Origin of the sequence: Ensifer sp. NM-2 (assembly GCF_003024455.1) — a bacterium.
Lineage (GTDB): Bacteria > Pseudomonadota > Alphaproteobacteria > Rhizobiales > Rhizobiaceae > Ensifer > Ensifer canadensis.
In genome coordinates this window covers 250,781-262,467 of the sequence record NZ_PVZR01000002.1, presented here as the reverse complement: position 1 = coordinate 262,467, position 11,687 = coordinate 250,781, and the positions used below count along the sequence as shown (strand labels likewise).

Annotated in this window: 13 protein-coding genes; 7 read left to right on the top strand and 6 right to left on the bottom strand. The window is 61.9% G+C overall.

Annotation, left to right across the window (positions count from 1 at the left end; all coding sequences use genetic code 11):
- Nucleotides 1-119: 119 nt before the first annotated feature.
- From C6558_RS06455 to C6558_RS06430, 6 genes are all read left to right on the top strand, one after another.
- Complete coding sequence (locus tag C6558_RS06455; protein WP_107027009.1) at nucleotides 120-1,238, top strand: ABC transporter substrate-binding protein; 1,119 nt, start codon at nucleotides 120-122, stop codon at nucleotides 1,236-1,238.
- Between the two features lie 71 nt (nucleotides 1,239-1,309).
- Nucleotides 1,310-2,194 (top strand): ABC transporter permease subunit, encoded by an 885-nt coding sequence (locus tag C6558_RS06450; RefSeq protein ID WP_025430329.1) that lies wholly within the window; start codon nucleotides 1,310-1,312, stop codon nucleotides 2,192-2,194.
- Nucleotides 2,191-2,979, top strand: coding sequence for an ABC transporter permease (locus C6558_RS06445; RefSeq protein WP_025430328.1), 789 nt, complete (start codon nucleotides 2,191-2,193; stop codon nucleotides 2,977-2,979). Before C6558_RS06450 ends, C6558_RS06445 begins: the two co-directional genes overlap by 4 nt.
- 2 nt (nucleotides 2,980-2,981) lie before the next feature.
- Entirely contained in the window at nucleotides 2,982-4,040 is a 1,059-nt protein-coding gene (locus tag C6558_RS06440; protein WP_084814044.1) for an ABC transporter ATP-binding protein, read from the top strand.
- Between the two features lie 63 nt (nucleotides 4,041-4,103).
- Nucleotides 4,104-5,126, top strand: coding sequence for a sugar phosphate isomerase/epimerase (locus C6558_RS06435; RefSeq protein WP_107027008.1), 1,023 nt, complete (start codon nucleotides 4,104-4,106; stop codon nucleotides 5,124-5,126).
- Complete coding sequence (locus C6558_RS06430) at nucleotides 5,123-5,914, top strand: inositol monophosphatase family protein (protein WP_107027007.1); 792 nt, start codon at nucleotides 5,123-5,125, stop codon at nucleotides 5,912-5,914. The genes C6558_RS06435 and C6558_RS06430 overlap by 4 nt, the downstream gene beginning before the upstream one ends.
- Before the next feature lie 136 nt (nucleotides 5,915-6,050).
- Here C6558_RS06430 and C6558_RS06425 read toward each other — a convergent pair whose 3' ends face one another.
- A complete protein-coding gene (locus C6558_RS06425) occupies nucleotides 6,051-6,425 on the bottom strand; it encodes a VOC family protein (protein ID WP_107027006.1) in 375 nt (124 codons plus the stop codon).
- A 319-nt stretch (nucleotides 6,426-6,744) separates the two neighbouring features.
- Nucleotides 6,745-7,446, bottom strand: a complete 702-nt coding sequence (locus C6558_RS06420) for an SDR family oxidoreductase (RefSeq protein ID WP_107027115.1) — start codon at nucleotides 7,444-7,446, stop codon at nucleotides 6,745-6,747.
- Between the two features lie 107 nt (nucleotides 7,447-7,553).
- Here C6558_RS06420 and C6558_RS06415 point away from each other — a divergent pair, with 107 nt between their 5' ends.
- Nucleotides 7,554-8,453 carry a LysR substrate-binding domain-containing protein gene (locus tag C6558_RS06415; protein WP_107027005.1) on the top strand — a complete coding sequence of 300 codons (900 nt, stop codon included), beginning with the start codon at nucleotides 7,554-7,556 and terminating at the stop codon, nucleotides 8,451-8,453.
- A gap of 229 nt (nucleotides 8,454-8,682) precedes the next feature.
- Here C6558_RS06415 and C6558_RS06410 read toward each other — a convergent pair whose 3' ends face one another.
- The 4 genes from C6558_RS06410 to C6558_RS06395 form a co-directional block, all read right to left on the bottom strand.
- The gene (locus tag C6558_RS06410) at nucleotides 8,683-9,552 is read right to left on the bottom strand and encodes a DMT family transporter (RefSeq protein WP_107027004.1); all 870 of its coding nucleotides are present in this window, start codon (nucleotides 9,550-9,552) and stop codon (nucleotides 8,683-8,685) included.
- A 320-nt stretch (nucleotides 9,553-9,872) separates the two neighbouring features.
- The gene (locus tag C6558_RS06405) at nucleotides 9,873-10,064 is read right to left on the bottom strand and encodes a hypothetical protein (protein WP_057216906.1); all 192 of its coding nucleotides are present in this window, start codon (nucleotides 10,062-10,064) and stop codon (nucleotides 9,873-9,875) included.
- 185 nt (nucleotides 10,065-10,249) lie between these two features.
- Nucleotides 10,250-10,495: a DUF982 domain-containing protein gene (locus C6558_RS06400; protein ID WP_025430319.1), complete on the bottom strand. Its 246-nt coding sequence runs from the start codon at nucleotides 10,493-10,495 to the stop codon at nucleotides 10,250-10,252.
- A gap of 127 nt (nucleotides 10,496-10,622) precedes the next feature.
- Nucleotides 10,623-10,925 carry a DUF982 domain-containing protein gene (locus tag C6558_RS06395; RefSeq protein WP_107027003.1) on the bottom strand — a complete coding sequence of 101 codons (303 nt, stop codon included), beginning with the start codon at nucleotides 10,923-10,925 and terminating at the stop codon, nucleotides 10,623-10,625.
- Nucleotides 10,926-11,687: the final 762 nt, after the last annotated feature.

Here is an 11,687-nt window from a genome sequence, read left to right as displayed (position 1 = left end):
CCCGAGGACGCAGACAGGTGCAAGGGGAACCGGACGGGCGGCGACGCCGACGACCGGATGCAAGGACAGCACGCAGCCATCGCCCACGAACCGTCGCAGACGGTCAACAGGAGGACTCCATGAAACGCTACGTATCCCGCGCCGCGAGCCGCGCGTTCGTCTCCACGCTTGCCATTGCGGTCGCGCTACCGGGGCTTGCCCGTGCGGAAGCCCCGCAGGACCTCGTGGATGCCGCCACCAAGGAAGGCATGCTGACGGTGATCGCACTGCCACATGACTGGTGCAATTACGGCGAAGTCATTACCGGCTTCAAAGCCAAGTATCCGGGCATCACCGTCAACGAGCTGAACCCCGACGCCGGCACAGCCGATGAGTTGGAAGCGATCCGGGCCAACAAGGGCAATACCGGTTCGCAGGCGCCCGATGTCGTCGACCTCGGCCTCGCCTTCGCGCCGGCCGCAGCAGAAGAGGGCCTGCTTCAGCCCTACATGGTGGCGACCTGGGACGAGATCCCGGCCAACATCAAGGACGAAAAGGGCTATTGGTACGGCGACTACTACGGCGTCATGGCCTTCGGCGTGAACAAGGACCTGCTTGCAACCGCGCCGGCCGACTGGTCGGATCTCGCCAAGTCCGAATACTCCGGCGCCGTGGCGCTGACGGGCGATCCGCGCTCCTCGGCGCAGGCGATCCTCGCGCTGATGTCGGCGGGCGTTTCGCGCGGTGCCAAGCCCGGTGCCGATTCCGGCGCCAAGGGGCTGGAACTCTTCGCGGAGCTGAACAAGGCTGGCAACTTCGTGCCGGTACTCGGAAAGGCCGGCACCATCGCGCAAGGCCAGACCCCGATCGTCGCGGCCTGGGATTACAACCTGCTCGCCTGGCGCGACGGCCTGAAGGGCAACCCGCCAATGGACGTGGTCGTTCCGGCAAGCGGCGTGGTGGCCGGTGTCTATGTGCAGGCGATCTCGGCCTATGCGCCGCATCCCAACGCCGCCAAGCTCTGGATGGAGTATCTCTATTCCGACGAGGGCCAGATCGGCTGGCTTAAGGGCTACTGCCACCCGGCGCGCTTCAACGCCATGCTGAAGGCCGGCAAGTTCCCCCAGGCGCTTCTGGACAAGCTGCCGCCGGCGGAAGCCTATGAGAAGGCCATCTTCCCGAGCGTCGAGGAGCTCTCCGCCAACAAGACCGCCATCGTCGAAGGCTGGGACAAGGTCGTCGGCGCCAACGTGAAATAGGGTTCGCGTTTGCTACAGAGGCTCCGCTTGCCGCGGAGCCTCTCGCGGCTCCACCCTCAGGGAAAAATCCGATGACGACAAGCGCCGCATCCCTGCCGGCCGCCCTCAGGCCGCGGCAGGTTCGCAATTGGTTCGGGGTTGCCCCCTTCTTCATCTTCGCTCTGCTTTTCCTGATCCTGCCGACGTTCAACATCGTCGTCGGCGCGTTCCGCAACACGGACGGGCAGGCAACGCTGGAAAACATCGGCAAGCTCTTCTCGCCGTCGATCCGGGGAGCCTTCTGGATCTCCATCGAACTCAGCCTGCTGACGGCGGTGCTCGGCTGCGTGATCGGTTTCCTCATCGCCGCCGCCATCTCGCTCGGCGACCTGCCGCGCCCGCTGCGCAACGGGATACTCACCTTTTCCGGCGTCGCTTCGAATTTCGCCGGCGTGCCGCTCGCCTTTGCCTTCATCGCCACACTCGGTCGCCTCGGTTTCGTGACGATGCTGCTGCGCAACTGGTTCGGCATCAACCTCTACGGCTCCGGCTTCAACATCGTCTCGTTCCTCGGCCTGGCACTCACCTATCTCTATTTCCAGATCCCGCTGATGGTGCTGATCATCACGCCGGCGCTGGACGGGTTGCGGCGCGAATGGCGCGAGGCGGCCGAAAGCCTGGGCGCGAGCGGTTTCCAGTATTGGCGCCTGGTGGCGCTGCCGGTGCTGTGGCCGTCGCTGCTCGGCACGCTGGCCCTGCTCTTCGCCAATGCCTTCGGCGCCGTTGCAACTGCCATCGCGCTCACCGGCTCGTCGCTCTCCATCGCGCCCATCGTGCTCTTCGCCCAGATCCGCGGCGACGTGCTCAACGATCCGCACCTCGGTTATGCCATCGCCTTTGCCATGATCGTTTTGACCGGCATCGCCAACGGCATCTACATCCTCCTGCGCATGCGCGCCGAACGGTGGGTAAAATGACGGGAAAACGCCTCTGGTCCTGGCTCGCCGTCGCTCTCGGCGGGCTCTATTTCCTGCTGCCGCTCCTCGGCATGTTCGATTTCTCGATGCGCATGACGCGCGGCGAATACAGTTTCGAGGCCTACCGTGTCGTGCTGGCCGATCCGCAGTTCCAGCAGACCTTCGGCTATTCGGTCGTACTGGCGCTCCTGACCATCGTGCTCGGCATCCTGATCGTCGTGCCGACGGCCTATTTCGTCAGGCTGCGCCTCCCGGGCCTGCGCCCGGTTGTGGAATTCATCACGCTGCTGCCGCTGGTCATTCCGCCGATCGTCATCGTCTTCGGCTATATCCGCATCTACAACACTTCCTCGATCCTGCCGCTGACGGGAAGCTGGTGGGGCACGAACATCCTGCTGCTGTTCGGCTACGCGACGCTGTCGCTGCCATATATGTACCGCTCGGTGGACACCGGCCTTCGCACCATCGACATCGCGAGCCTCACCGAGGCGGCGCAAAGCCTCGGGGCCGGCTGGGCGCGCATCCTCGCCGCCGTCATCCTGCCGAACGTCTTCGTCTCGGTCATGTCGGGGGCATTCCTGACCTTCGCCATCGTCATCGGCGAATACGTCTTCGCAGCACTCCTCAACGTCAATTCCTTCGGTCCCTACATGGTGTGGATGGGCGGCAACCGGGCATACGAGCCCTCGGCACTCGCCGTGGTCGCCTTCGCCATCACCTGGGCCTGCATGGGATTGATGCAGCTTTTCACCCGCTTTTCCAAATTCTCCACCGTGAGGCGCTGACCATGGCCTTTCTCGACATTCATCATCTGGAAAAATCCTTCGGCGCGACGCGCGTCGTCAAGGATTTCAATCTTGGCATCGAAAAAGGCGAGTTCGTCTCCTTCCTCGGTCCTTCCGGCTGCGGCAAGACCACGGTGCTGCGCATGGTGGCGGGGTTCGAAACGCCGACTTCCGGTTCGATCCGCATCGACGGGCGGGACGTGACCCGCATTGCCGCCAACCGGCGCAACATCGGCATGGTGTTCCAGGCCTACGCGTTGTTCCCCAACCTGACGGTGGCCGACAATATCGGCTTCGGCCTCAAGGTGGCGGGCGAGGGCAAGGCCGCGATCCGCACCCGGGTCGCCGAGATGCTTGAGCTGATTGGCCTGCCGCAGCTGGGCGGCCGCTATCCCTTCCAGCTGTCCGGCGGCCAGCAGCAGCGCGTGGCGCTGGGCCGAGCGCTTGCCGTGCGCCCGCAGGTGTTGCTTCTCGACGAGCCCCTCTCGGCGCTCGACGCGAAAATCCGCGTCAGCCTGCGCGAGGAGATCCGCCGCATCCAGCGCGACCTCGGCATCACCACCATCTTCGTCACGCACGACCAGGAAGAGGCGCTCTCCATGTCGGATCGCGTCGTGGTCATGCATCAGGGCGTGGCAGACCAGGTCGGAACCCCGTTCGAGATCTACAACCGGCCGACAACGCGCTTCGTGGCCGAGTTCGTCGGCACGCTGAACCTCATCGACGCCGAGCTCACGGACGCCGCTGCCGGCCGGATCCGGCTGGGCGACGTGCCGGTGGCGCTGAACCGGACGCTGGCGGGGCGTTCCGGCGACCGCATCAGCCTGGCGCTTAGGCCGGAAACGGTGGCGTTGGGGCGCAAGCAGGACGGCAATGTCGTTCTCTCCGGCCATATCGCCGAGGTGCATTTCCTCGGTTCGGTGATCCGCGTCCGCGTCGCCGTCGCCGGCCAGCTCCTCTCGCTCGATACGTTCAACCAGCCCGACAGGCCGCCGCCGGCGATCGGCGCGCCAGTCGAGGTCAGCGTTTCGGAGCGCGACCTTCTGGTGCTGGCCGCCTGACGGCGGCGGATCGCCCGTCAACCAACACGATTATCTTGCGGAGGAACCGGCACCGTGAAGGATATGCCATGGAACGCCATGCCGCGCCCGGACTGGCGGGCGAAAATCGCAGCCCTTGCCGCTGAAAGCCGCGGCCGACTTGCCGCGCGGGCGAGGAGCGCCCCGCTGTTTGCGCATGCCTATGCCTTTCATCTCAACATGCGCTTCGGCGGAATGACGCCGCTGCATCTCATCGAATTCGCCCAAGCGCAGCAGCTTTGCGGCATCAAGATCCATGTCGAGGACGGCGAGCAGGCAAGCCTGAGCCGGATGCCGGACGCGGCTCTGCAAGCCTTTGCGGAGGCTGTCGCGCGCCACGGGCTGGAACTGCATGTCGAGACCAGCACGACGGAAGCGGCCGGGCTCTCGGATGCCGTGCGCATCGCGCTTGCCGCCGGCGCCACTTCGCTGCGCTGCTATCCGCGTTACGAGGGTCGCATTTCCGAGATCGTCGAGTGGACGATCGCAGACCTGCGGCGCCTTGCCGACTTCGATCCGCAGGCGCGGCTGCGCTACACGCTCGAACAGCATGAGGACCTGACATCCGGGGAGCTGATCCGTATCCTGCGGGCCGTCGACAACCCGCGCCTCGGCCTGCTGTTCGATTTCGGCAACATGATCAATGCCTACGAATTGCCGCTGCCGGCGCTGGCGCTGCAGGCGCCCTACATTGCCGAAGTGCATGTGAAGGACTGCCTCGTCCAGCCGGATCGTGGCGGCTGGGCCCATCTTGCCTGCCTATCCGGCGAGGGGCATCTACCGATGGCGGCGATGTTTGTGGAATTGCTGCTTCTGGGCGAAGACCGACCGCAGGTTCTGGCCTTCGGGCTGGAAGAGGAAGAAGGGTATTTCGCGCCCGCCCTGCGGTTGCCTTCGGATGAGCCGGACCCGTTCATTGCCGCCCGCCCGGCGAGCTTCACCGATATCGGGCCCGGCAATCTGACGGCGCGTCTGCGGCAGGAGGCCGCCGCCGCCCAAAGACAGGTCGAGACCGTCAGAACCCTGTTGCGCGAGATCGCGACCGAAGCCGAAAGGAACCAAGCATGACGCCTGCACAGACCTGCCCGCCGGCCCTTCTGGCGCTCGCCCACGCCATGGCGGACGCTGCCGCCGATGTCATCCGCCCGTATTTCCGCCAGCGCCTTGCCATCGACGCCAAGGCCGATGCCAGTCCCGTCACCATCGCCGACCGCGATGCGGAAGCAGCGATGCGGCAAATGATCGAGGTCCATTTTCCCGATCACGGCATCAGGGGCGAGGAGTTCGGCGCCTGCCGGACGGATGCCGAATGGATCTGGGTGCTCGATCCCATCGACGGCACGAAATCCTTCGTCTCCGGCTCGCTCGCCTTCGGCACGCAGATCGCCCTTCTTTATCGCGGTGAACCCATGCTCGGCATGATCAATCAGCCGATCACGGACGAACGCTGGCTCGGCCTGCCCGGCACGCCGGCGACCCTCAACGGCAACCCGATCCGAACCAGCGATCGAACGGCTATCGATCAGGCGATTCTCTACACCTCTGCTCTGGAACAGTTCGACCGCGAGCGGCACAGCCAATTCGCCGAGTTGGCCGCAAAGGTCCACTTCACCCGGTTTTCGCACGACTGCTACGCTGCCGGCCTCCTGGCCCTAGGCAGCATCGATCTCCTCCTCGAAAGCAATGTCTTCGACTACGATATTTTGCCGCAGATCCCGATCGTGCTCGGCGCCGGCGGCATTGTGACGGATTGGGAAGGCAGACCACTAGCGGACGCGCGCCGATATGATGCGGTGCTGATGGCGGCGAACGAAAAAATCCATCGGGCCGCATTGGAGGCTCTTTGTCGAGCGTGATGTCCGACGCGGAACTCAGCCAAGGCGTTGATCCGGTCTCGGTTTTTGGGTCTGGAAGCAGACGGTCAACGCATGGCATGAGCGGTGGCGGCCGGTGGGGGGAAGCCCGCTTGTGGACGTCGCCGCGATGGAGGGGTTAGGCCCCCGGTTCGTGGCAAACCACTTCGATATTGTGCCCGTCGGGGCCAATGACGAAAGCTGCATAGTAGTTCACGTGGTAGTGCGGGCGCAGACCGGGCGCACCGTTGTCTTTGCCACCGGCCTGCAGAGCCGCGCGATAGAAAACTTCGACTTGCTGGCGATTGTCGGCCGTGAACGCCAAATGAAGATGCGCCGGCTTCTCCTCGGTTTGGTACAGGCACAGTGAAGCCTTACCCTTTGGGCTAAGCTCGACACCGTATGTCGGCGGTCCCTCCGCGACGACAGCTACACCGAGCGGCTCGAGTGCGCTCAGGAAGAACGCTTTGCTCGCTGCATAGTCGCTCACTCCGAATTTGACGTGGTCAAACATGAGTTCTCCTGAAATGTGTCGGCCTGCCTCACGGAGAAGCAGCCGGAGCGTGCCGCCTGCTGCGCCTTGCGCTGCAAAGCGGTCCTTCGCGGCCGTTTTGCGTGTCAGAGCTTAATGGCATGGCTCAGCCATCAATGGCAAGGAACAGGGGCGGGGTGCCCAGAAGGGTAGCGCCCCAATGAGTGACCCCGCAGGGCACGCAGACTGAGCCGGCCATTGAGGTAGGATACCGGTCTCTCAGGCCTGGATGGAGGAAATCGGGATCCCACCCAACAATCGTTGACCCCAACCTTCTCACATGACGATCCGACAGCAGCGATCACACGGAGCGCGTGATGCCGCCGTCAACACGAATGTTCTGGCCCGTGATGTAGGCCGCACCATCGGAGGCAAGAAATGCCACCGTTGCGGCGATTTCGTCGCTGGTGCCATATCTTTTCATAGGCACGCCCTCGCGCCGTTCCTCGGTGGCCGGAAGGCTGTCGATCCAGCCGGGCAGGATATTGTTCATGCGGATATTCTCGGCCGCATAGGTGTCGGCAAAAACCTTCGTGAAGGAGGCAAGGCCCGCGCGCGCCACCGCCGAGGTCGGAAACATGGCGCTTGGTTCGAACGCCCATGCGGTGGAGATGTTTATGATCGAGCCGGATTTCTGGCGCTGCATTACGGGCGTTACCAGCCGTGTCGGTCGCACGGCATTCAGGAAGTAAACGTCGATCCCGGTGTGCCAGTCCTCGTCCGTAATCTCAAGGATAGGCTTCCTCGGCCCATGCCCCGCGCTGTTCACCAGCACGTCGATCCGGCCCCAACGGTCCACCGTACCATCCACCAGGCGCTTCAGGTCATCGTTGGATTGGTTCGATCCGGTGAGGCCAAATCCGCCGAGTTCCTGAGCCAGCGCCTCTCCCTTGCCCGAGGATGACAGGATGGCCACCTTGAACCCGTCAGCGGCCAGACGCCGGGCCGAGGCCGCACCCATACCAGAACCACCCGCCACGACGATCGCCACTTTTTCTGACATATTCGTTTCCTTCATCGGGATTTGCGTTAATTGCCCACAGTGATAGCATCTTTCGTCTAGGCTCACGAACCAGAACAACACTTATCATCCAGTAGAAAAACTATCGCATGGCTGACGGTAATCGGCGACTTCCGCCGCTGAACGCATTGCGTGCCTTCGAGGTCGCATCGCGACATCTGAACTTCCGCCTCGCCGCTGAAGAGTTGGGAGTGACGCAGGGTGCAGTCGCGCAGCAGGTGCGCGGTTTGGAAACCTCCCTCGGCCTGAAGCTATTTGAGCGCCATACGCGGACGCTTGCGCTCACCGACGTTGGGCGCAGCTATGTGGGCAATATCAGCCGCGCCTTCGAACTGATTTCCGATGCGACGGAAGCCCTGAAACCCGAACCACGCCATCTGACCATCAGCGTGACGCCAACCTTCGCGTCACGCTGGCTGATCCCACGGTTACCGGACTTCACGGAGATGCATCCCGACATCGGCCTCCGCATTCTGGCGACCGACCGGATCTCCAATTTCCAAACCGACGCGGTGGACTTGGCGGTGCGCTACGGGCGTCCGCCATTCGGACCGGGTCTGATCGCCGACCTCCTGTACGAAAACGTGATCGTTGCTGTCGCAAGCCCTCTGTTGATCGAGAAGCTTGGACCGCCAACACAGCCTGAAAATCTCAGGCATTATGCGTTGCTACATGATGCCCATGATTTCTGGCCCCAGTTTCTGGATGTTGCCTTTCCCGCAGGGGTCGCCACCTCGGGCAAGAACATCCGGTTCAACCAAACCTCGCTCGCGATCGAGGCAGCGGCGGCCGGGCAGGGCCTCGCTCTCGCCAGTCTGTTCTTCGTGACGGACGATCTGGGTTCCCGTCGTCTTGTCCGCCCGTTCACGCCAGAATTGCGCGTTGGAGCGGACTTCTATCTGGTCTCGCCTCGCAAGCCGCGCCACCCGGCCGCTGTTCTGGAGGTTCGAGAATGGATGAGCGCGGCCAAGGCGGGTAGGATGGGCTGAGACATCGGATCAATCATAGCGGTTATGTGATTGTGTTCCCGCCATCGCGGTTGGACGTTTTGCGACGTCGCGGCACAGGGACTTTTGCCGCCGCCGATTGTCTCTCTTGCTCCGCTCCTCTCGTTGTTATGCCTTTCTTGGAAAAAGGTATAACTCGAATGGAAACATACCAACGTCGAAGTTACCCGCCGCGAGGGCCTTTGGACGCGGATGGCGCCCACAATCTTGACTACGACCGCTTCGTCAATTGATGTTCTCGCCAGATGGTGAAAAGGCCCGCGCCGACGACGATGAGAGCGCCTGCGATAATGTTGTGCGTTAAATTCTCGTCGAACAACATCACCGCTACAATGACATTGAGAACCAGCTGAAAATAGGTGACAGGCTGAACTTCGGCGGCAGGCAGCAGCCCATACGCCCTGATCAGGAAATAGTGACTGAGCGTACCGCAGACGCAAAGCGCTGCCAGCGCAAGCCAGTCGAAAGTCTGGACTTCGGTCCAATAGAAGGGGCCAATGAGCGAAATCGCCAGAGCTCCGACGACCCCGGCATAAAAAAGGCTTGTGACTGCCGAATCCTCATGGCTGACCGCGCGGGTGGCGATGCTGTAGAGCGCAAACAGCACGGATGCTGCAAGCGGCAGAAGAAGCGACATGTCGAAGTGAACATCTACGGGATTTATGATCACCAAAACGCCAATCAGCCCAACCAGTACCGCGGTACCGCGCCGCCATCCTACCGTCTCTCCCAGCAGCGGAATTGACAGGACCGTGATGATCAGCGGCGTTGCCTGGAAGATCGACTGGCTCATCGCGAGCCCGGCATGAACGTAGGAAAAGACGATGATGACGATTTCCGCGACGAGCAAAAGTCCGCGTGCGATCTGTAACCAAGGATGACGCGTCTGAACGGCGCGGCGATATCCGCCCGGTGACGATGCAGCGAAACAGAATACGAAGAGCGCAAACGCCCAGAACCGTATCATGGTTATGAAAAGCGCCGGGTAACGATCACCAAGGTACTTGGTGATGGCGTCCTGGGCGGCGAAAATGCAGATCGCCAGAAAGGCGAAGAGGTAGCCGCGGGTCTTGGAGCTCATCACACATACACTCAGAATCGTTGACGATCCTGAGTAGCATAGTCCTTGGGTCAAAGTCCGGTGCATGTTGTCGACGGCGCGGTGATGAAGCAAAGGTTTGCAATCGTCACTCGGTCGCGTGCGGCCGCGCCGGTCGACGCCAAACCCTCCCTTTTCTCGCATAAGGTTCGAGGGGAGGCGTCGCGGGCCACTTTTCACACTACTGCCTGTTTCCCTAAATCCAACGATAAAAACATGCAGCAATTCAAAGTGCTACAGCGACCTTTGCCGTCTTATTAGACGAGCGGCGCTGTAGCCAGACGATCTGCACAGCAGTTGGGTTAACGGAAGCGCGGTCGTTTGGGTGGGGCGTTGGTTTCGAGCTCATGCCTGCTCGCGAACTTGCCCAACAGGGAAAGGAGCTTGCCCTGATCCTTGCTGCTTATGCTGTGGCGGATGCAATGCTCCACGACGTCGAACACAGGTTGGTGGGGCTGTGAATTCAGCTTTTGATCGTTGATATGTTTGGACATGACCGTACCTCCGGCCAGATAACGCCGGGACGGGCAGACGAGTTCCCTGCGTGCGGCCGCTTTCGACGCCCGCCAACGCCTCGGCCGCCAGGGCTGGTCGCATCGGGCCCCGCATTCCAATTGAACCTGCGGACATGCGTGGGACATCGTCGATCACGATGCGAGCGCGGGGCGGCAGCGTGATGTCAGTGCAGTTTTGTGATCTTTGCCTCGGCAATTGCCTCGACAAACGCCTCGCGGGCTTGTTCCCAAGGGTAGGTACCAAGCATTGCGTCCGTGCACTTGTTGAGGGCGTCGGTGAAGGCGACGCCATAGTCTACCGGCCAGCTGTCGTTAAGCAAAGTAGCTGCCCGCGCGGGCGTCCAAACCATCTGCACGCCGTCGAGGTCGGGAAGCTGGATGATGACGCATTCGTTCCAAGTTTCGATCATCGCCCTGTCCTTGTCTTCGCAGGGATAACGAGCGGATGCAGCCTTCGTTCCGACGTGGTCCCGACAGAAGCATGGACCACAGGTTGTGTGGATCGCCGGAGGTCGTTCCGTGATCGCCAATGTAACCTTAGGCGGCCCTTTGAGGATTACTGCCTCCGGGCACCTTCACCTGTTCAAATGCCGCTGTGGCCGGCAAACCGGCTTCAAGACAGGCTGCGATGAACGCTTCGCGCGCGACGGCGACTGGGGTCGCCCGCTGAAGTGCACCGCGGCAAGTCCTGACCGCGCGCTCGTAGCGCTGTCCTCGACGAAGCGGCCACTCATTTTCCAGGAAATCAAGAGCCTCATAGACGGACGAGAAAACGTGATGCGTGCCGTTCTGAAGCTTTACCAAGAGCGGCACAGACCATGGCATTTCCGCAATGAACATGGGTTCCTCCTTCACATGCAAGTGGATGAAGAAAGACAGTTTAAATTAGGTGCCGCGAATGGATGTTCAAGCGGGCAATTGACGCCTGCAAAGAAAAGGCCCCTGCGGGAGGGGCCGAGAGAACGACAGCTGTTGCGGGGGGGACTGCCAGCTGTCATGGGGTGTCCACAAAACGCGGGCGCTGGCGAATTGTTCCAAACCTGCTGACCTCGCACCGGGCTGCTCCAGATATCCCTGGCGCGCATAAACATCTAGCGTCTGTGACCTTGCCCCGTTGAAATCCATCTTGAATTAAGCTCCGGCCGATAGCGCGTGACGGTGCCTGGCGAAATGAAGAGATTCTCACATCACCTTCATGTGCAGCGGTGGACGGGGCTAACTCCCGTCTGCAGGGTCACCGTTTGGGTTCGGCGCTGGCATCTCTCTTATATCTCGCGCGGGATGTTTGCGGTCGTCGGGCTCCGATGGCGCTTCCTTGTCGTCGGGACGGCGGATTGGCTGTGCTCTAGGGTCGACCCTCTTGGGTGGGGCAGCAGTCTTCTTGGACATGTCCAGTACTCCAGGTTCAATGAGAAGAACCGATTGACAAGACCGAAGGTTCCGGGACCGCCACGGACGTGACTAAAGACGGTTGTATTGGTCACGGAAGGATCTCCGCGGGGCGGCGTCTGCAAGAGACACGACGCAGTCTTTTGTCGCCATTGGGAACCGGAAGTCGGGCCTGAATGTCGCCGGTCTGCGAACGGTCGCTCCTGTCGATTG

Coding starts and splice junctions, on each gene's coding strand:
- C6558_RS06440 (WP_084814044.1), top strand. CDS start 2,982: ATGGCCTTTCTCGACATTCATCATCTGGAAAAATCCTTCGGCGCGACG.
- C6558_RS06395 (WP_107027003.1), bottom strand. CDS start 10,925: ATGTTCATTGCGGAAATGCCATGGTCTGTGCCGCTCTTGGTAAAGCTT.
- C6558_RS06420 (WP_107027115.1), bottom strand. CDS start 7,446: ATGTCAGAAAAAGTGGCGATCGTCGTGGCGGGTGGTTCTGGTATGGGT.
- C6558_RS06415 (WP_107027005.1), top strand. CDS start 7,554: ATGGCTGACGGTAATCGGCGACTTCCGCCGCTGAACGCATTGCGTGCC.
- C6558_RS06410 (WP_107027004.1), bottom strand. CDS start 9,552: ATGAGCTCCAAGACCCGCGGCTACCTCTTCGCCTTTCTGGCGATCTGC.
- C6558_RS06435 (WP_107027008.1), top strand. CDS start 4,104: ATGCCATGGAACGCCATGCCGCGCCCGGACTGGCGGGCGAAAATCGCA.
- C6558_RS06430 (WP_107027007.1), top strand. CDS start 5,123: ATGACGCCTGCACAGACCTGCCCGCCGGCCCTTCTGGCGCTCGCCCAC.
- C6558_RS06455 (WP_107027009.1), top strand. CDS start 120: ATGAAACGCTACGTATCCCGCGCCGCGAGCCGCGCGTTCGTCTCCACG.
- C6558_RS06405 (WP_057216906.1), bottom strand. CDS start 10,064: ATGTCCAAACATATCAACGATCAAAAGCTGAATTCACAGCCCCACCAA.
- C6558_RS06425 (WP_107027006.1), bottom strand. CDS start 6,425: ATGTTTGACCACGTCAAATTCGGAGTGAGCGACTATGCAGCGAGCAAA.
- C6558_RS06450 (WP_025430329.1), top strand. CDS start 1,310: ATGACGACAAGCGCCGCATCCCTGCCGGCCGCCCTCAGGCCGCGGCAG.
- C6558_RS06400 (WP_025430319.1), bottom strand. CDS start 10,495: ATGATCGAAACTTGGAACGAATGCGTCATCATCCAGCTTCCCGACCTC.
- C6558_RS06445 (WP_025430328.1), top strand. CDS start 2,191: ATGACGGGAAAACGCCTCTGGTCCTGGCTCGCCGTCGCTCTCGGCGGG.